Below are 18,987 nucleotides of genomic sequence, written 5' to 3'. Positions count from 1 at the left end.
GCCCGACATAGTCAAGCACTATTTCAAAAAACAAAAGAAGGGGAGATTATCTCCCCTTCAGCTTATCGACTTCTTTGGTAAGCGCCGGCAAAACTTCAAATACGTCGCCAACGATTCCATAATCGGCAATTTTGAAAATCGGGGCTTCGGCATCGCTATTGATCGCTACAATGTATTTAGAACTCGACATACCTGCAAGATGCTGGATGGCGCCTGAAATGCCGCACGCCACATACAATTGCGGGCTGACCGTTTTGCCCGTTTGTCCGACCTGTTCATCGTGCGGACGCCATCCGGCATCGACGACGGCTCGTGATGCCCCGGCAGCCGCTCCAAAAGCGCCGGCCAAATCCGTAACAAGATTCCAGTTTTCAGGACCTTTGAGTCCACGACCGCCCGACACAATGACGTCGGCTTCGGTCAGTTCGATTTTTTTACCGGTTTCAACAACCATATTTTTGATTTTAGCACGAATAGGCTTTAATGTGATACCGATTTTCTCAACAGTCGCTTGAACGGCATTTTCACGTGGTCTGAAAATATTAGGACGAAGTGAAATCACCTGTATGTTGGAAGTAATCACTAATTTTTGAATAGCTTTTCCGGCAAAAATCGGACGGCTGATGGTTAACTTTCCGCCGCTGACGTCCAGATGCGTCACATCGCTAGCAAGTCCCGCTTTTAACCGTCCAGCAACGCGGGGCGAAAGATCGCGTCCCATCGCCGTGGCCGCCATCAGAACAATTTTGGCGTTTTCTTTTTTTGCTATTTCTTCGACAGCTTGCGTATAACCTTCTGTAGAATAATTTTCCAAGGCCGCATCTTCAACGACATACACTTTACTGAGGCCATATTTTCCGAGTTCGGCTGCCATACCGGCAACATTAGCGCCTACGACCAAGCCTACGGCGTTGAGGCCCATTTGGCCGGCAAGATTTTTGGCCTCACTGGCTATTTCATAAGCCGCTTTTTTAAAAGCGCCGTTCCTTTGTTCTGCAAATGCAATGATTGACATAGTATCTCCGCATAAAAATTTTTGTTAAATGACTTTGGCTTCTTCATGCAGCAGTCGAACCAATTCAGGAACGGCTTCTGCGCCTTTACCGACGATTTTACCTGCTGGACGCGGCGGCGGCAATTCGATGCCGACAATCTCTGAAAGCGCCGGTGACACAACCGCATCTTTTTTCTCAAGCGGTTTTTTCTTGGCCGCCATGATACCTTTCAAATTAGGTAATCGCGGTTCATTCAATCCTTTTTGTGTCCCGATAACCGCCGGAAAGCTAAATTCGACCAACTCTTTTCCGCCTTCAATTTCGCGCTCGGCAGAACACGCTTTGGAATTGGCATCGACGTCCAGTTTGACTACAACGGTCGCACACGGCACATCGAGTAATTCAGCTACTAATTGCGGCATCTGGCCGCTGTCATCGTCGATCGCTTGTTTTCCAAAAAACACCAAATCATACGGCATCGTTTTAATTTGTTCCGCCAAAGCGGCGGCAACATCACCTTTGAAATTATCGTCGGTTTTTAATAATACAGCTTTATCAGCGCCCATGGCTAAAGCTTTGCGCATATCGTTTTCGGCGCGATCGGTTCCAAGAGTAAGAATCGTCACTTCTCCGCCGAATTTTTCTTTCAGACGTAACGCTTCTTCAATGGCAAATTCATCATGAGGGTTAATGACAAAATTTACCGCATTCAAATCAATTGTTTTTCCGTCAGATCCAACCTTAACGCGGGTTTCGCTGTCCGGTACTTGTTTCATGCATACGATGATATTCATAAGCCTCCAAGAAATTTGAATAAATTCTGGCTTGCTTTATTTTGACGGTGGGGAAGGTAGTTAAAAAAAGTGTGGGGGTCAATAAATTTTCGACTAAAAATCAGCCTAAATAATGACGTAAAACGCTGCTGCGAGACGTGTGCCGCAATCGCCGAATAGCTTTTTCCTTGATCTGACGGACCCGTTCGCGTGTAAGATTAAAACGTTCGCCAATTTCTTCCAGCGTAAGCGGATGATCCGTTTCCAGTCCAAAATAAAGGCGCACCACTTCAGCTTCCCGCGCTGTCAGGGTTTGCAAAGCACGATTGATTTCAATTCGTAACGATTCGGTAAGCAATTCCTGATCGGGCGGTTCTTGCTGATCGTTTTCAATAATATCAATAAGCGTATTGTTTTCAGAATCATGCAACGGTTCATCGACGGAAATATGCCGTCCCGACATCTGAAGGGTACTGGAAACTTCATAAGCGGAAATATCAAGTTGGTCCGCAATCTCCTCCGAGCTTGGTTCGCGTTCGAATTCTTGTTCTAGATCGCTGAAAATTTTTCCGATTTTGCTGAGCGTACCGATTTTATTGAGTGGAAGCCGTACGACTCGGGATTGTTCGGCCAAAGCCTGTAAAATCGACTGACGAATCCACCATACAGCATAGGATATAAATTTAAAACCGCGCGTCACGTCAAAACGTTTAGCGGCTTTAATGAGCCCAATATTACCTTCGTTGATCAAATCGTTAAGCGATAACCCCTGATTCTGATATTGTTTGGCAACACTGACCACAAAACGCAGATTGGCTTTGGTCAATTTTTCCAAGGCAATTTCATCGCCGCGTTTGACCTCTTTGGCTAATTCAATTTCTTCTTCCGGCGTCAGCAAAGGCACGTCGCCGATTTCCTGCAGATACTTATCGATCAGATCGTTATTACGGTCTACGTAATGGCTCATAAGTATTCTTTGCTTTTACGGTTAGGGCAATCGTGAAAAATTATTCTAAAACATTCACCGGTCGATGCGATCAACTATTCCAATGATCGTAGCGTCCGTAGGCGCTTTAATATCCAAAGGAATGGGCGCTTCGCCGGAAGTTACGTAATAAACCAATTCATGAGGTTGTCCAGCACCGATAGAATCCGTTGCTACGATCGGCGCGCCAATATTATCGAGGTTCGAGTTGACCGGTTGAATAATTTTCAATCGATAACCTTCTAAACTGGGATGTTTACGGGTCGCCCAGACAGAACCTATGACTCGCGCCATGTTCATGCGTCTTTATCCAATTTATCAACAATGGCCATGATGACGGCGTCAACCGGCCGATTTTCCGTTGCTTCGGTTTGCCGCGCTGAACTGCCTGTACAGTATAACACAATTTCGCCAACACCTGCACCGACCGAATCAGCCGCAACTACAAAACCTTCTTTTTCTTTATAATCCAAATCTACGGTTCGAACGATCAGAAGTTTTACGCCTGTGAGCTTTTGATCTTTACGCGTCGCCCAAACATTGCCAATGACTTTGCCCAGTACCAAATGCGTTCTCCGGTTAGAATAATGTTATCTGTTTTGCGGGTCGTGGTGCATCGTCGTGATCGCTTGCTTTTTCAGCTGCCCGGATCAACGATGCCGGATCGTGGCCGTCTTCACCAAATGTTGCAATGCCGACTTTGATCGGCACGATCATGTCATATCCATTCCACCGGAGTTTTGCGGCATCGATATTTTTCAAAATACGCTGTGCGCATTCCTGCGCAGCTTTCCGGTTGTTTTCAATGAGAATGACGCCAAACTGATCGTGACTCAATCGCCCGGCGAAATCGATCTGACGAATGGAATTTTTCAAAATTTCAGATACTTTATCAAGTACAAAATATTCACCGTCATGACCATGGGTATCTTTGACGGAATGCGTATCGCATTGAACGAGCAACAAAGCAAACGTCGTCGCATACCGTTTGGCGCGGTGAATCTCATCGTCAATTTTTTCGTCAAATCGCGTTTGATCGTCAGCTTCGGATCGCGATGAAATATGGGCATTGAGCCGCAAACGCGAAAGTGCAGGCGCCGTGGCATTACATAAAGTTTCTACAAATTCACGTTCAAAACGGTTATAGGCGTTCGGTTCATTTTTTTCAAGCGATACGAGCCCGAAACAATTCCCAAAATTTGAGATCGGACAGACAAATAAAGAAAATATATCATCCGGCATCGGATTAGTTATACTGGCGTCACACTGCGGCACGTACACGCTTTCTTTTTTGATAGTCGCCTGGCCTTCTATGTGATCTTTTAATTTACGCAAAGTTCCTTCGCTCAAACTGCTCACACTCCGCGATGTAAACAATAAATACTTATCATCCTGTCCAGTATTGACCCACAATGATAATCGTTCAAAATCGATGTGTTCTTCAATACAGGCTGTCAATTGTTGCAAAATCGCTTCTTCGCTCAATTCAAGGCTCAACGTTTCACTAAAATGATGCAACGCTTTCGAAGTTCGCCTTAAATGATTTTTAATGTACAATGCATCAATGGCTTGAATCGATTCGGCAATTAATTCGGCATATTTTTTCAATAACGCTGTCTTTTTTTCGACGCCGGCTTGCGAGGTTTTGCTATCCACTCCCAGCACACCCAATACGGTACCGCGCCGGATTACAGGCACCAACAGCAATGAACTGAGTTTTTCTTGCGGCTCGTAATAGAATAGCGTCGACGGCCGAATTTCAGAAAATTCAAAAAGATTGATTTCTTTTTTTTCAATCACATTCTGAAAAAATTGAGTACCGCGTGTTCCATCCATTACAAATCGAGTGCGGGTCGAAAATGAGGCGCTATTGCTTCGAAAACTTTGCAGAACCAGCGACTTTTCAGGATAATCATAAATGTACATGAACGAAGAATACCCACCGACCGTTTGATGCAGCAATTCGATAATTGAATCGGCGGTCTGATTAAAAATCATCGACGCCTGTGTATCGTCAATAAGGCGGGTTTTTTGATCGGATTTTTGCGCAAATCCTTCAGTATCGTTGACCGGTGAAATAACCGGATGCTTTTCGATTGATATAGGTTTGTTGTTTTCTTCTTCGTATTTCGCCGAATCGATGACCGGAGCTTTTTGAAAATCAGTCAGCATCAGTGCAAAAAGTGCAATGGCAATGAGAATTTCACTGATCAGTATCATTTTCCAGGAGGGTATGCTAAACGGAATGAGAAGCGCGAGTACGATCATGGCCACGGCTACTGCATACGTGGATATCTTCTTGTGAGTCAAGGAAGATGTTCGGTCGTTGGCCATTCGCAGTTGGTCAAAAGGTGTGGATTACATTGGTCGCGCTGGCAAAAACTTAGGCATATTCGCTCTTAAAGTCAAGATAAGTGGCTGCAGGATTATAATAAAAAAGGCTGCTTTGGGATAAGGCAGCCTTTTTACAATTCAAAAATTTAGAACCTACTCAAACTTCCATTATTTCCTTTTCTTTAATCACCAACATTTCGTCAATTTTTTTAACGTATGAATCCGTCATTTTCTGAATTTTGTCCTGAGCGTGCTTAGAATCGTCTTCCGATACTTCATGATTTTTTTCGGCTTTTTTGATATGCTCGTTCGCATCACGGCGAATATTGCGTACAGCAATCCGTCCGTCTTCGGCATATTTCTTTCCGAGCTTGACCAATTCTTTACGGCGCTCTTCATTAAGCGGCGGGATCGGAATGCGAATCATAGTACCGTCATTCGTCGGATTCAGTCCGAGGTCGGATGTGAGGATCGCTTTTTCGATAGCCGGAACCATACTTTTGTCCCACGGTTGAATGGTCAAAAGGCGCGCTTCCGGAGCGCCGACATTGGCTACTTGATTGAGCGGTGTTGGTGTGCCGTAATAATCAACTTTGACGCCGTCAAGCAACGTCGTTGTGGCGCGGCCGCTACGAAGATGCGATAATTCATGACGCACCGATTCGATGCTTTTCTTCATTTTTTCTTCTGTGTCGTGATATTGCTTATTCAGGTCAAACATATACCATTCCTTTACACGCGTTCAAATTCCTGATTCAAGATACAATTTTGCAATAAAAAAATCAATGAACCCTTGTTCCAACATTTTCTCCCAAAATAAGCTTTTTCAGATTACCGGGAGTTTTGAGATTAAACACAATAATCGGCAATTTATTTTCCATACATAAAGTTACCGCCGTAATATCCATGACATTGAGCCCTTTTTTTACGACATCGAGATAAGAAATACGGTCGAACTTAAATGCATCAGCATTTTTTTCAGGATCGGAATCATAGACGCCATCGACCCGGGTACCTTTGAGGATCACATCCGCTTCCACTTCGATGGCACGCAATGACGCCGCCGTATCGGTTGTAAAATAAGGATTGCCCGTACCGGCGGCAAAAATCACAATACGGCCTTTTTCAAGGTGGCGGATTGCGCGCCGGCGAATAAAGGGCTCGGCAACTTGTTCCATTTTGATAGCGCTTAAAACGCGCGTAAAGAGACCTTGCTTTTCGAGCGCATCTTGCAGCGCGAGTGAATTAATCACAGTAGCTAACATACCCATGTGATCGGCCGATACCCGGTCCATCCCTTGCGCGCTCGCGGCCAAGCCGCGAAAAATATTGCCGCCGCCGATTACGACGGCCACTTCAACTCCCAGCGATTTTACGTCTTTGATTTCTTCGGCAATTTGCGTCAGAATGGTGCGGTCGATGCCGTATCCCTGCTCGCCCATCAGCGCTTCGCCGCTGAGCTTCAGCAGAATACGTTTGAAAACGGGTATGGGCATGATTCCTCGCAGGTTTAAAAGGGCATAAAAAAACCACGAATAAATTTATTCGTGGTTTTGATTAAAATCAATCGCCAAGTCGAAAACGTTCAAATTTCTGAACGGCGACTTTTTTACCGATTTTCTTCCCAAAATCGTTGACTAATTCTTTGATCGTCTTGGAAGAATCTTTTACAAAAATCTGTTCCACAAGGCAAATTTCCTGCAAATATTTTTCAAGACGGCCTTTGATGATATTTTCCAGAACTTTTTCCGGTTTGCCTTCATTTTTGCCTTGTTCGCGCAAAATGGCCATTTCTTTTTCAAGCAGTTCTTGCGGAACTTCCGTACGGTTCACATACATCGGGCTCATCGCTGCCGTTTGCATCGCAATATCGCGAGCAAGAGAGTAGGCATCGGCTTGAACCGACGCATCGTAATGTTCAATTTCCAATTGAACTAACACACCGAGCTTATTACCGGGGTGAATGTAATCGGCAATGACACCGCTGGCTGCATCCACGGTCGTAAATCTTTTGAAGGCAATTTTTTCGCCGATTTTACCGGTCAGTTCTGCAATGGAATCGCCAACGGATTTACCGTTACTAAACGAAGCGGACGCATTTAAAAATGCGTCGACATTCGCCGGTTTAGCTTTGCGAACTTCATCCAGAACTTTATTCGCGAACGCAACAAAATCAGCATTACGAGCCACGAAATCGGTTTCACAATTCATCTCGATCATGACACCCGCATTTTTTGCATCGTTGACGCTAGCCAATACAATACCTTCTTTAGCGACGCGGTCGGCTTTTTCAGCGCTTTTTTTCAAACCTTTTTGACGCAGTATCTCAATTGCTTTTTCCGTGTCGCCGCCGGCTTCCGCAAGCGCTTTTTTACAATCCATCATCCCTGCGCCGGTTTTTTCACGCAATTGCATGACGGCGGAGGCGCTAATTTCTGTCGACATTCATCACTCCTTTACTGTACCATCTCCGGTATGCGGTTACTTCAGATTGACGTCTTTTTCTTTACCGCCTTTGAGTTTGGCAAATTTTTCATCTTCTTCGTATTTCATACGCGTTTCATCTTTCACGCGTTCTTCATCTACTTCTTTCACTTCTTTTTGAACGGCCACTATGTGCTGGCTGGCTTCTGTAATCGCATCGGCAACTGTTTTCGTAATTACCTGGATAGATTTCGATGCATCGTCATTACCGGGAATAACGTAATGAATCGTATCAGGATCGCAATTGGTATCGACAATAGCAAATACCGGAATGCCAAGCACATTTGCTTCCTTGACAGCAATGTGTTCTTTTTTGGTATCAACAACAAAGATCGCTCCGGGCAACTGCCGCATGTCTTCAATACCTTCGAGAACGGATTTCAATTTCATTTTCTGGCGTTCAAGTGTCAACCGTTCTTTTTTGGTAATTTTTTCAAACGTACCGTCGGTTTCTTTCTTTTCGATATTCTTCATGTGCTTGATGCTTTTACGAATCGTCGAAAAGTTGGTCAACATGCCGCCAAGCCACCGTTCCGTTACATAAAACATATTGGCGCGTGAAGCTTCTGTTTTAATAATCTCTTTTGCTTGTTTTTTGGTTCCGACGAAAAGAACTTTTTCGCCATTAGCCACGATCTTAGCAATTGCTTTGCAGGCGTCCTGCAACGACACGACCGTTTTTTTCAAGTCCATAATATGAATGCCGTTTTTTTCCATAAAGATATACGGCTTCATTTTCGGATTCCAACGGCGCGTCAGGTGGCCAAAGTGAACGCCGGCCGCCAGCAACTCTTCAAGTTTTTTCTTGCTGTCGAACGACGTTACAGGCATTTCTTCGATCATACGAACTCCTTTAAAGGGTTTGGGTTATACGACCACTTTTGTCGTTTTTGCGTCAGAATTCCAGCAATGGCCGGAACACCCCTGCGCAAATCCAAAAGTGTGATTGGTTGATTATTAACGTTTGCTAAATTGATAACGTTTTCTGGCTTTGGCCAAACCGTATTTCCGGCGTTCTTTCATACGCGGATCGCGGGTCATCATGCCAAGCGGTTTCAACGATTTTTTCAATTCTTCATCGATTTTGACGAGAGCGCGAGCAATACCCAGACGTACAGCACCGGCTTGGCCGCTTTTGCCGCCGCCGCGAACATTGGCGATCACGTCATATTTAGCTCCTGCTTCTGTAGCCTTCATAGGCTCTTCCACATGAAGCTGTTCCGTACCGCGTTTGAAATGTTCGGCAAGTTGTTTGTTATTTACGGTGATCTTGCCAGTGCCGGGCACCAATGTCACGCGCGCACTGGAAGTTTTTCTACGGCCTACAGCGGTAATGGCTGTACTCATAAATACTCCTGTTTCTATAATATTTTTTATAAGCTCAATGGTTCGGGATTCTGGCTGGCATGAGGATGTTTGTCATCCGCATAAATCTTGAGTTTTTTGATCATCACGCTTCCAAGACGATTTTTGGGCAACATGCCATGAATTGCGTAATACAGAATGCGCTCCGGTTTTGTACGGATCAATTCTTCAAATTTCTCAACGCGTTGTCCGCCAGGATACATCGTATTGTGAACGTACTCTTTCAGTTTTGTTTTTTTGCCGGTCAAGCGAATATTTTTGGCGTTAAGAATGATGACATGATCGCCGCAATCGACGTGAGGCGCATAATACGCTTTGTTCTTACCTTTCAAGATCGCCGCAATGTGACTGGCAAAACGTCCTAACGTCTTGTCCGACGCGTCGACAATATACCATTTTCTTTGAATGGTATCCGCTTTCGGCATTTTGGTTTTAAATGAAGTTTTCACAACAGTAACTCCTTCAGTATAGAGGCGCTTATTATATCTAAATTTTTATTTTTTAATCTCTGTTTTTTACGGCCATTTGTGACACGTAAATCGCTTAAAATCAATTGGGCTTTGCCTGTTCAAACCGTAAGGTTAGAGTATTGATATTAAGGGCAGGCAATATAATAAAGCGACTTTCACAATGCAAGGTTTTTTTACATTTAGGGAAATTAATTTTCCTTTCTAGCCTTGATTCTATCCTGCGAACTATTCATATTTCGCCATGAAAAAGAAACACGATACACAAACAGCAATTCACGGGCTAAACGGCCGTATTAAACCGGTCAAAAAAGAATTGCCTCTTTTTCAAACAGCCGTTTCTGCAGGATTTCCATCACCCGCCGACGACTACATCGATAAAAATCTCGATATTAATGAGTTATTGGTTAAACATCCCGCCGCAACGTTTTTCGTCCGGGTTAGCGGCGATTCTATGACCAAAGCGGGTATTCAATCCGGCGATCTTCTGATTGTTGATCGTTCACTGGAGCCAACCGATAAAAAAATCGTCATCGCCGTGATCAATGGTGAATTGACCGTGAAACGAATTCGTAAAACGAAGAATAAATTATTTCTCGTTCCTGAAAATGAAAATTATCCTCCTATCGAAGTTTCTGAATTCGCCGACTTTGAAATCTGGGGCGTCGTGACGGCTGTGATTCATTGGGTGTAATAATTTACAACAGATTTGATTTTACGTATTTTCTATAACAATATTTTCTGTAAGTCATGATTGCAATCGTTGACTGCAATAATTTCTATGCGTCGTGCGAGCGTGTATTTAATCCCGCCATGCGACGACGACCGATCGTCGTTTTATCGAACAATGACGGTTGTATCATCGCCCGTTCTGAAGAGGCCAAACAACTAGGCGTCCCCATGGCCGAACCGCTTTATAAGGCCATGTCCTTGATCCGTAAGCACAACATACAGGTTTTTTCATCCAACTACGCCCTTTACGGAGACATGTCGCAACGAGTCATGAGGGTTTTGTCCCAGTTCACACCATCGATAGAATTGTATTCTATTGATGAGGCCTTTCTCGATTTTTCAGGATTTGATCACAAAAATTTAACCGACTATGGACAAACCATACGCCGCTGTGTCAGACAATGTACCGGCATTCCGGCATCGATCGGCATTGCTCCATCGAAAACGCTATCCAAAATCGCTAACCGCATTGCCAAAAAAAATCCTGATATGAATGGCGTTTTCGAATTGGTAACCGATTCCGAGCAGGAAGTGTGGATGAAAAAAACGCCCGTTGAAAGCGTATGGGGCGTCGGAAGGAACATCGCACAAACGTTATTGACATATAATATTAGTACGGCATGGGATTTACGTAATGCTTCAGAATCGTGGATCAGAAGACAATTCGGCGTTGTCGGTGCGAGGATGGTTCGGGAATTACGCGGAATTCCTTGCCTGCCATTAGACGCATGTCCGCCGCCCAAACAAGGTATTGCGTCAACCCGTTCATTTGGAAAAATTGTAACTGAAATTGACGATCTGAAAGAAGCCGTTGCAACATACGTTACGCGGGCGGCAGAAAAATTGCGTAAACAAAATTCCGTTGCGCAAATGCTAACCGTATTTCTACACACCAATCCTTTTTCCGAGACGGCTAAACAATATTACAAGTCCGCATCATGGACTTTTCAAGTGCCAACCGATGATACGGGCGAAATGATTCAGCACGCTCTTCAAGTTTTGGATAAGATTTTCAGGAAGGGTTACCGCTACAAAAAAGCCGGGGTCATCCTGACGGGCATCACGTCCAGGGAAAGCATCCAGGGCAGTTTGCTTGATACCAAAGATCGCGAACGCTCAGAAAAGCTGATGAACGTATTGGATCAAATCAATCATAGCATGGGAACGCATACGGTACATTACGCATCGACGGGCATTAGTCAGCGCTGGCGCATGTTATCCGAAAAACGTTCTCCTAATTACACCACACGGTGGAATGAACTACCGGTAGTACTGGCAAAATAAAAGGCGCAACCATCGTTGCGCCTTTTTTACGATTCGAATTATTATTGTTTCTATAATCCCAGCGATTTTAAAAACGCATCTTCATTGGGTTCACGTCCGATGAATTGTTTGACCAATTCTAACGGATCTTCCGTGCCGCCTTTGGCTAAAATAATATCGCGGTAGCGTTTTCCGGTCTTTTTATCCATGATGCCATTTTTGGCAAAAACTGAAAACATATCCTGTGCATAGACTTCCGCCCACAGGTAACCATAGTATCCTGCAGCATAACCTGTCAAATGGCCGAATCCTGCCTGAAATGCCGTTCCTTCAAGATACGGATAAAGCAGGATTTTCTCCTGCAGACGTTTGACAACTTCCGTTGTCGTTTCATTGCCGTTTGGATCGTATTGATCATGCAGGGTCATGTCGAGTACACCGTAAAAAACCTGATAAGATGTAGCAACACCGGATCCGACATTTTTGGCAGCCACCATCCGATCAAACAGATCTTTTGGCAATACTTCATTGGTTTTATAATGACGGGCAAACATTTTCAGGGCGTCGTAATTCCATGTCCAATTTTCAAAAATCTGTGAAGGCGCTTCAACAAAATCGCGCGGGACGGCCGTTCCGGCATACGAATACAAATCCGACTGCGTCAACATGTTATGCAGAACGTGGCCGAATTCATGGAAAAACGTCGTGACCGATGCACTGCCCAACGAATGATACATCAGTGCCGGTTGATCGGCTGTCGGTTTTGGAAAATTGCACACCAATGTTGCGGAAGGAATCTGGTAGCCGTTAACGGTCGTTTTCCCTTTGACCATTGCAAAACATGCGGCGTGAGTAAATTTATTGTCGCGGGGAAATAAATCGAAATAAAATCTTCCAATGACTTTTCCGTTTTGTTTAACCTCGAATGCCCGAACATCCTGATGCCATACGGAAGGATTTTTGATTTCATCGAACGTTACATCAAACAAGGTTTGCGCAATCTGAAAAAGCCCGCTCATCACGTTATTGATCTCAAAATATTCTTTTACTTTGTCCTGATCGACTTGGTACTTTTCTTTGAGCAGAATATTATTGTAATAAGAAGATTCCCACGGTTGAACGACGTTGATTGACTGATCGTTGAGTTGCTTGCGTTTGACATCGAGCAACTCATCGTAATCTATTTTGGCTTTGACTTTGATTTTATCGATCATACGATTTTCAAAATCCCATACATTCTTAGGGTTTTTCGCCATGCGTGTTTCGGTCTGATACTGTGCAAACGTTTTGTAGCCAAGCAGTGAAGCTAATTTTTGACGATAAATCAACATCTCCTTGAGAACATCTAAATTTTTATCCGTCGCGCGATTCATATATTTCGTATATAATGCTTTGCGCGCTGACTCGGATTCAGACGATTTCATAAAACCGGAATAGGAAGGATAAGAAAGATCAATCTTATACGTGCCGTCTTCCTGTTTACGTTGCTTTTTGTAATCCTCCGGAAGGCCTTCCATTTCTTTTTCAGTTACAATCAGAAAATCCTTGTAATCGGCAATATTCTTGCTGAACGCAATCGAAAGATCGGATAATTTATTTTGAATAGTTTTGAGTTCATCACGCTTTTCTTTGGAAAGTGCAAAACCGTTCCGCTCGAAATCACGCAAGGTTTCATCTAAGAATCGTTTTTTGTACCCGGTAAGTTTTTTGGCTTCGGCAGTTTCCGAATACTCCTTGACGGCTTTATACAATTGCTCATCGAGGCCCATATCGGTACTGAATTTATCCAGATCACCAAACGAGGCACGGGCCTGGTCACGGATATCGGCATTCGGTTGAACGTTATTCATCAAATAGACCAGATAAGTTACTTTGCCGAAATCATTTTGAATGTTGTCAAAAGCCAACAAAGTATTATCGAATGTGCGATTTTCTTTTTTAATCGCGTAAATAACTTCCAGCGATTTCTTCGATTGTTCGATTATCGTCGTCGCGGCATTAGCAATGTGATCTTTATTAAGCTTGCTCAATTCCATCATCTGATTGAATTCGGCAAATAAAGGATTGCTGACATTACCGTCTTCGCCGGCTGTTGCAGAATGGTGCAAAATCCATACGCCAAAAACAGACAGAAAAAAGGTTTTCCAATGTTTTTTCATAAGTCATCTCCTCATATTTAGGTAAAAGAAATTTAATAAAATCAGATTTGAATGGCATTGCGAGAGACGTAAAAACCGGGCATTTGTTTCAAAAAAATTAACATTCCAAGGTGTTTAAAAATATTGAGATAATATTCATTTTATCATGCATTAACAATGTTTCATTAGATTACCGCCAATTAAATTTAATGAAAACTTTATGATTCGCGATTTTGGTCAAATATTACACCGCTGGGATACCATAGCTTTTCAAACAATTTTCGGATTGAATGGAAAAGCTTTATTCGACCGATCGATTTATTGGATTTCGAAAAGCGGTGACGGTTATATTTACGGATTGATCGGCATACTGTTATTGCTGTTGGAACCAACGCACGGACGAAATTTCTTTATGGCCGCATTGATGGCATATGCATTGGAGATTCCATTGTACACGATCATTAAACGCACGATCAAACGAGCACGACCTTTTAATACAATCCCTGGAATGAAATTTCTCATCGCCCCGCCTGATGAATTTAGTTTTCCTTCCGGCCATACCGCGGCTGCTTTTTTAATGGCCATATTATTGAGCCATTTTTATCCCGCTGTTCAAGTTCCTGCATTGATTTGGGCGCTGTTGATTGGTTTTTCGCGCATTTACCTCGGCGTTCATTATCCTACAGACGTAGCCGTTGGCGCCGTTTTAGGTTATGTTGTCGCGAAAACATCACTTTGGCTGGCTATTTAATCTGCCTGTTTTATCCCTATAGAGTAATGCCGTCGGGAATAGTTTACGATAGTGAGCCGTTATACGATTCACAACGAAAGGAATTCCCATGGCTCAAACGTTTCATTTATCGGCGCCTTCACATCTATCTGAAATTTCTCAGCACAATGATAATGATGCTGCTTTACTTGATGCTTATTCCAATGCAGTCATAGCGGTCAATCGTACGATGCAGACATCGATTGTCCATATCGATATCCAGCATAAAAATCAACGAGGCTCCGGATCGGGTTTTATTTTTACGCCCGACGGTTTTATTCTGACGAATAGCCACGTTGTCGGACACGCATCATCAATTCGAGTAACCTTGACTGACGGTCGTCAGTACGACGCGGATCTCATTGGCCACGATCCCGATAATGACATCGCCGTGATACGGATTGGTGCGCATGATCTTTTGCCGGCAGAACTCGGCGATTCGTCGTGCGTACAGGTTGGCCAGCTTGCGATAGCGATCGGGAGTCCGTACGGATTTCAGTCGTCGGTCACGGCCGGCGTTGTCAGTGCGCTGGGCCGTTCATTGCGTTCTCAGTCCGGACGCCTGATCGACGACGTGATTCAAACCGACGCCGCACTCAATCCCGGTAATTCAGGCGGCCCTTTGGTCAATTCGCGCGGTGAAGTCATAGGCGTTAATACAGCTGTCATCTTGCCGGCACAGGGAATTTGTTTCGCCATCGCCATCAATACGGCCAAAATCATTGCCATGCAATTGATTCGCGACGGGCGTATTTCAAGAGGCTATATTGGCATCGGCGGTCAAAATATTACGATACCCCGGTTTCTTGTCCGAACGTTAAAATTGGAAACGGAAAAAGGATTGCGTGTCGTATCAACCGAACCGGGAAGTCCGGCTCAGCATGCAGGAATATTGGACGGCGATGTCATTACGCATTACGATCATCACCGTATCAACGGAATGGACGATCTGCATAAAATTCTGACCGAAAAATATATAGGCCTTTCATCGGTCATCACAGTGTTGAGACAATCAGAATTAAAAGATTTGAAAATTACCCCGTGTCGAAGTCATAGAAGCTTTCAGAGTACTTGATCGCGTTCGACAATTTCCGCAGCTAATTGAAGGTAGGCTTTGGTACCGACCGATTTAGAATCATAGAGAACAACGGGTTTACCATTGAAAACGGCTTCGCCGAGCTTAACGTTTTTGGGGATTTTTATGTCAAACACCATTTCTTTGAAAACCATTCGCGCTTCATTTTCAGTTTTGATACACACATTGGTTCCGTATTCGTACAGCGTGATCAAAATGCCTTCGATTTTGAGCCCGTAGTTCATGCCATCCTGAATTTTACGAATGACTTTCATGAGACGATTGAGCGCTTTCAAAGATAAATAACCGCATTGGAGCGGAATGATAATGGAATCCGACGCCGCCAAAGCGCCGACCGTGAGATTGCCGACGAACGGTGGACAATCGATAATGATATAATGATATTTCTTGTTCAGATAATTACGGATCAAACGTAAGCGAGCGAGCTTGGATGCCATCAAGAATAATTCTTCTTCCTGCTCACTGGCCCATACGTTGCAGGGAATAATGTGTAAGTCGTCCATCGACGTCGAATGAATACAATCTTCGATAAAATCCACATCAAGTCCGTCCTGACGTTTATAAATTTCATACACGCCCTGCCGGATTTCTTCCTTATTTAGTCCGAGACCAATACTTGCCGCCCCGCTCGGATCGATGTCGATCACCAGCGTTTTGTAGCCCGCGTATGCAAAACTGGCACCGAGGTTAATAGCGGTCGTTGTTTTTCCAACCCCGCCTTTGGGATTAGCAATGGATATTACTTTCGCCATACATGATTGAGTTTCGTTAAGCCGTTTCCATCTCCGTCGATTTCAACGACGCTAAATATTGTCTCAGCGCCCTTTCCCGTTCGAACGCCATTTCTGTTAATCCTCTCAGATCCAGTACCAGCGCTATATCGCCGTTACCGAGAATCGTCGCTCCTGACACTCCGGCCGCCATGACCCACTCTTCTTCCATGGGCTTAATGACGATATCTTTTTCGCCTAATGAAGCGTCGATCATGATCGCCACTTCTTTTGTTCCGATGTTGACAATGACCGCTTGCGTCTCGCCGGTCTGAACCGATTCCAGGTTGAAAATATCCGTCAATCGTAATAGCGTAATCAGTTTTTCGTGATAACGCAACACTTCATGATTTTCAATTTTTAAAATACTTTCCGCGGCAATTGAGAGGGTTTCGATCACAGGCCGAGCCGGCATACAATATACATAATTTAAAACACGGACTAACATGGCGCGGAAGAAAACCGGACGCCGTGGAATTTTGATGATCAGTTTGGTGGTATGATCGCCCGATGTTTCCAGATCCATCGAACACTGAAGTTTCTCGAGATTCCGGCGGACAAAGCTGACTCCGCTCGCGCGTGCTTCGGGCGATTCGACATTGACGCCGAATATGGCCGACAGAATCAAATTCAATTTTTCCGTACGGGACAAACCCAGAAGCTCACTGTTCGAACGAATGGTGCGTTCTTCTTTAAAAATTACATCCGGATCAAGTTCATGGGCCGAATCTTCCACCGCAAAGCAAATCTGATCGTTTTCTTCAAAGGCATGAATTCGTAAGTTCATAGTATCGTTTTTTTCAACGCCGGAATCGATTTTCTTTTTGAAAATGTGCAACAGCGGATCTTCGACATCCTGAAGCAGATTCAGATCAATTGTCGTATCAGTGCCGGTTGCGGTAAAAAATAATTTCCGTTCGTTTCGGTCGGCGGCATCTTTGGCCATTTTCTGAATGCGGTTAAAGAAATAATGAACGGGCACTTCGCGGATATACGTCACCGTGTCTTCCATTTCCATAGTGATTTTATTCAGCATATCCAACGACGCTTCCATCCGGGCGCTGAAATCTTTCATCAATGATAAGACATCGTCTGTTTTTCCATCGCGCCACCGATCGTATAATTTTTCGAAATTTTCCTGCAATTGAATAAAACCCGACTGGCTCAACGCCAGCGCCACCACGGAATCCATCATCGCATTGACTTTGCCTGTTTCAGCCGGCAGCCGGTGTTGAAGGACATACTGCGAATCCAGGTTATTGAGTAATTCGTCCAGAATGAATTTTTGGCTGATAACTTTTCCATCTTGGATAAAGTCCGATATTTTCAGATCGGTTTTTTCTGCCATCCATTGAACGGTTTCGCGAAGATATTCCGACAGCCGCTCAATTTCTTTTTTAGTCAGGTGGCGCGCTGTTTTATAAAGCGCCCGTTCGATAATGGCTTGCTGTTTTTCGGCCAGCCGCTTGATGTCTTCGTAACGCAGGCGGGACGATGCCGAATACAATTGACCCAGCAGATGCCTGTATTTGTGATAATTCTGAAAAGTCTTTTCCTCCGCTTCGATGGCTGATAAAATCACATGCAGATTGACCACCGTGTACAGTACTTCCTTCCGGCTTTTTTCACGCTGATCCTCATCGCGCGGTCCTTTCCTGCTTTGACGTAAATTTTGTCCGGTCGCCACCATCTTGCGACGCGCTTCATCCACCAGCGCATTTAATGCCAGTAAGTCGTCCTGAATTTTTTCGATTTGTTCAGTCCGCAATTCGGAATGGTTATCCAATGTATATTTGACCATCTCTTTATGGCCGTACATTAATTCTTCCAGCCAGGACAACGCCATAGCCCTCGCTTTGGTCAAAAGATTTTCCACCGAATCCACATACATCGTACGTGTCATCTCGCTGCCGAGATCATGGACGAGAGGATTCATGACATCGAGATGAATCTCAAGGGCCTGCATCAATTCAGTATCGATATTGAATTGAAATTTTTTTCCGACGGTGCGTTGTGGCTGCGCCGTCCGACCGGTCGTAGCCGGATGCTCACTTTCCAAAAGCGAAGCAGTACGCGGATCAAGCGAAATCATTTGCGAAACCGCGCTCTCAAGCGCTTGCATGCTTTCTCCGCCAAGAACAACTTTCTTTTTGAGGTCGCCAATAAAGCGCCACACGTGATCAAATCCCCGATACTCGGCCATCATGATCAGGTCGTCCAGCAATTCATAAATTTCTCTCTGGTCGGACAACTTGTGTTTGCGTTCCATTTCCGGAATCAATTTGGCCAATTTATTCAGAAGTGCTTCAACGTTTTCTTTAAAATGCAAAAACTCTTCGGCGTGATCGTTGATAGCCTGATAAAGAATTGCCGGCTGAACAGGAAGCGGCGCCGGTGATTCGGCAATCTCCCCGTTTTCTTCATCCGCTTCGAAAGTTTTTATTTTTTCTACGGCTTCCTCCGTATCCGGTTCTTCCATATCCTGTGACAAAGCCGTTACGCTTCTTTCCAGGGCATGCACGCACTCCAGCAACGTTTGACGGGCGGCAAAATCAAATTGGTCCGGTTCTTTCACGAAATGATTCACCGCATGTTCCATCGCGTCGGCTAATGCCTGTGTTTTAGGCAAACCGGCTTGGGCGGCGGCAATTTTAATGCTATACATTCCGTCAGCCATTTGCACCAAATGAGTGTCATCGATTATTTCATCTTCAAAACGATTAAGATCGTTCTTGATCGTCAGAAGATTCTTCCGGGCTTGTGAAAGAAACAATTCCACCTGCTCACGATCATACATCGCCATGACGTGATCCTTC

General features: G+C 44.4%; 19 protein-coding genes. 4 read left to right on the top strand and 15 right to left on the bottom strand.

All coding sequences use genetic code 11. From position 1 onward, the window contains the following. Positions 1–46: 46 nt before the first annotated feature. The 12 genes from K1X84_03815 to rplM all read right to left on the bottom strand — a co-directional run bounded on the left by K1X84_03815 (position 47) and on the right by rplM (position 9,385). Entirely contained in the window at positions 47–1,015 is a 969-nt protein-coding gene (locus K1X84_03815; GenBank protein MBX7150743.1) for an electron transfer flavoprotein subunit alpha/FixB family protein, read from the bottom strand. Between the two features lie 24 nt (positions 1,016–1,039). Beyond that, a complete protein-coding gene (locus tag K1X84_03810; GenBank protein ID MBX7150742.1) occupies positions 1,040–1,789 on the bottom strand; it encodes an electron transfer flavoprotein subunit beta/FixA family protein in 750 nt (249 codons plus the stop codon). Positions 1,790–1,889: 100 nt separating this feature from the next. Continuing rightward, positions 1,890–2,735 carry an RNA polymerase sigma factor RpoD/SigA gene (locus K1X84_03805; protein ID MBX7150741.1) on the bottom strand — a complete coding sequence of 282 codons (846 nt, stop codon included), beginning with the start codon at positions 2,733–2,735 and terminating at the stop codon, positions 1,890–1,892. Positions 2,736–2,789: 54 nt separating this feature from the next. Then, on the bottom strand, positions 2,790–3,053 hold the full coding sequence (locus K1X84_03800; GenBank protein ID MBX7150740.1) for a EutN/CcmL family microcompartment protein: 264 nt from the start codon (positions 3,051–3,053) through the stop codon (positions 2,790–2,792). Further along, on the bottom strand, positions 3,050–3,319 hold the full coding sequence (locus tag K1X84_03795) for a EutN/CcmL family microcompartment protein (GenBank protein MBX7150739.1): 270 nt from the start codon (positions 3,317–3,319) through the stop codon (positions 3,050–3,052). The genes K1X84_03800 and K1X84_03795 overlap by 4 nt, the downstream gene beginning before the upstream one ends. 13 nt (positions 3,320–3,332) lie before the next feature. Next, on the bottom strand, positions 3,333–5,087 hold the full coding sequence (locus K1X84_03790; GenBank protein MBX7150738.1) for a diguanylate cyclase: 1,755 nt from the start codon (positions 5,085–5,087) through the stop codon (positions 3,333–3,335). 157 nt (positions 5,088–5,244) lie between these two features. Then, positions 5,245–5,808 (bottom strand): ribosome recycling factor, encoded by a 564-nt coding sequence (gene frr, locus K1X84_03785; protein ID MBX7150737.1) that lies wholly within the window; start codon positions 5,806–5,808, stop codon positions 5,245–5,247. 61 nt (positions 5,809–5,869) lie between these two features. Next, entirely contained in the window at positions 5,870–6,577 is a 708-nt protein-coding gene (gene pyrH / locus K1X84_03780) for a UMP kinase (protein MBX7150736.1), read from the bottom strand. A 73-nt stretch (positions 6,578–6,650) separates the two neighbouring features. Next, complete coding sequence (tsf, locus tag K1X84_03775) at positions 6,651–7,532, bottom strand: translation elongation factor Ts (protein MBX7150735.1); 882 nt, start codon at positions 7,530–7,532, stop codon at positions 6,651–6,653. Positions 7,533–7,568: 36 nt separating this feature from the next. Then, positions 7,569–8,402, bottom strand: a complete 834-nt coding sequence (gene rpsB / locus K1X84_03770; protein ID MBX7150734.1) for a 30S ribosomal protein S2 — start codon at positions 8,400–8,402, stop codon at positions 7,569–7,571. A 126-nt stretch (positions 8,403–8,528) separates the two neighbouring features. Next, positions 8,529–8,918, bottom strand: coding sequence for a 30S ribosomal protein S9 (rpsI, locus tag K1X84_03765; GenBank protein ID MBX7150733.1), 390 nt, complete (start codon positions 8,916–8,918; stop codon positions 8,529–8,531). 26 nt (positions 8,919–8,944) lie between these two features. Then, positions 8,945–9,385 carry a 50S ribosomal protein L13 gene (rplM, locus tag K1X84_03760; protein ID MBX7150732.1) on the bottom strand — a complete coding sequence of 147 codons (441 nt, stop codon included), beginning with the start codon at positions 9,383–9,385 and terminating at the stop codon, positions 8,945–8,947. Positions 9,386–9,647: 262 nt separating this feature from the next. Here rplM and umuD point away from each other — a divergent pair, with 262 nt between their 5' ends. Further along, a complete protein-coding gene (gene umuD, locus K1X84_03755; GenBank protein ID MBX7150731.1) occupies positions 9,648–10,097 on the top strand; it encodes a translesion error-prone DNA polymerase V autoproteolytic subunit in 450 nt (149 codons plus the stop codon). 56 nt (positions 10,098–10,153) lie between these two features. Then, a complete protein-coding gene (locus K1X84_03750) occupies positions 10,154–11,419 on the top strand; it encodes a Y-family DNA polymerase (protein ID MBX7150730.1) in 1,266 nt (421 codons plus the stop codon). A 50-nt stretch (positions 11,420–11,469) separates the two neighbouring features. Here K1X84_03750 and K1X84_03745 read toward each other — a convergent pair whose 3' ends face one another. Next, complete coding sequence (locus K1X84_03745; protein ID MBX7150729.1) at positions 11,470–13,557, bottom strand: Zn-dependent oligopeptidase; 2,088 nt, start codon at positions 13,555–13,557, stop codon at positions 11,470–11,472. A 199-nt stretch (positions 13,558–13,756) separates the two neighbouring features. Between K1X84_03745 and K1X84_03740 the strand changes: the two genes are divergently transcribed. After that, positions 13,757–14,287, top strand: a complete 531-nt coding sequence (locus K1X84_03740; GenBank protein MBX7150728.1) for a phosphatase PAP2 family protein — start codon at positions 13,757–13,759, stop codon at positions 14,285–14,287. Between the two features lie 88 nt (positions 14,288–14,375). Next, positions 14,376–15,380, top strand: coding sequence for a trypsin-like peptidase domain-containing protein (locus K1X84_03735; GenBank protein MBX7150727.1), 1,005 nt, complete (start codon positions 14,376–14,378; stop codon positions 15,378–15,380). On the opposite strand, the gene K1X84_03730 is transcribed toward K1X84_03735, so the two are convergent. Beyond that, on the bottom strand, positions 15,368–16,153 hold the full coding sequence (locus tag K1X84_03730; GenBank protein ID MBX7150726.1) for a ParA family protein: 786 nt from the start codon (positions 16,151–16,153) through the stop codon (positions 15,368–15,370). The genes K1X84_03735 and K1X84_03730 overlap by 13 nt on opposite strands. Before the next feature lie 16 nt (positions 16,154–16,169). Further along, the gene (locus K1X84_03725; GenBank protein ID MBX7150725.1) at positions 16,170–18,974 is read right to left on the bottom strand and encodes a chemotaxis protein CheW; all 2,805 of its coding nucleotides are present in this window, start codon (positions 18,972–18,974) and stop codon (positions 16,170–16,172) included. Positions 18,975–18,987: the final 13 nt, after the last annotated feature.

The sequence above is a fragment of the bacterium genome, from assembly GCA_019695335.1.
In the GTDB taxonomy this organism is placed as follows: Bacteria; CLD3; CLD3; order SB21; family SB21; genus JABWBZ01.
This window is presented reverse-complemented; position numbering and strand designations above follow the sequence as displayed.

What these genes read in the sequence shown, in the direction of transcription:
- K1X84_03740 (MBX7150728.1), top strand. Translation starts at nt 13,757, where the DNA reads ATGATTCGCGATTTTGGTCAAATATTACACCGCTGGGATACCATAGCT.
- tsf (MBX7150735.1), bottom strand. Translation starts at nt 7,532, where the DNA reads ATGTCGACAGAAATTAGCGCCTCCGCCGTCATGCAATTGCGTGAAAAA.
- frr (MBX7150737.1), bottom strand. Translation starts at nt 5,808, where the DNA reads ATGTTTGACCTGAATAAGCAATATCACGACACAGAAGAAAAAATGAAG.
- K1X84_03790 (MBX7150738.1), bottom strand. Translation starts at nt 5,087, where the DNA reads ATGGCCAACGACCGAACATCTTCCTTGACTCACAAGAAGATATCCACG.
- rpsB (MBX7150734.1), bottom strand. Translation starts at nt 8,402, where the DNA reads ATGCCTGTAACGTCGTTCGACAGCAAGAAAAAACTTGAAGAGTTGCTG.
- K1X84_03735 (MBX7150727.1), top strand. Translation starts at nt 14,376, where the DNA reads ATGGCTCAAACGTTTCATTTATCGGCGCCTTCACATCTATCTGAAATT.
- K1X84_03805 (MBX7150741.1), bottom strand. Translation starts at nt 2,735, where the DNA reads ATGAGCCATTACGTAGACCGTAATAACGATCTGATCGATAAGTATCTG.
- K1X84_03725 (MBX7150725.1), bottom strand. Translation starts at nt 18,974, where the DNA reads ATGGCGATGTATGATCGTGAGCAGGTGGAATTGTTTCTTTCACAAGCC.
- umuD (MBX7150731.1), top strand. Translation starts at nt 9,648, where the DNA reads ATGAAAAAGAAACACGATACACAAACAGCAATTCACGGGCTAAACGGC.
- rpsI (MBX7150733.1), bottom strand. Translation starts at nt 8,918, where the DNA reads ATGAGTACAGCCATTACCGCTGTAGGCCGTAGAAAAACTTCCAGTGCG.
- K1X84_03730 (MBX7150726.1), bottom strand. Translation starts at nt 16,153, where the DNA reads ATGGCGAAAGTAATATCCATTGCTAATCCCAAAGGCGGGGTTGGAAAA.
- K1X84_03815 (MBX7150743.1), bottom strand. Translation starts at nt 1,015, where the DNA reads ATGTCAATCATTGCATTTGCAGAACAAAGGAACGGCGCTTTTAAAAAA.
- K1X84_03810 (MBX7150742.1), bottom strand. Translation starts at nt 1,789, where the DNA reads ATGAATATCATCGTATGCATGAAACAAGTACCGGACAGCGAAACCCGC.
- K1X84_03800 (MBX7150740.1), bottom strand. Translation starts at nt 3,053, where the DNA reads ATGAACATGGCGCGAGTCATAGGTTCTGTCTGGGCGACCCGTAAACAT.
- K1X84_03750 (MBX7150730.1), top strand. Translation starts at nt 10,154, where the DNA reads ATGATTGCAATCGTTGACTGCAATAATTTCTATGCGTCGTGCGAGCGT.
- K1X84_03745 (MBX7150729.1), bottom strand. Translation starts at nt 13,557, where the DNA reads ATGAAAAAACATTGGAAAACCTTTTTTCTGTCTGTTTTTGGCGTATGG.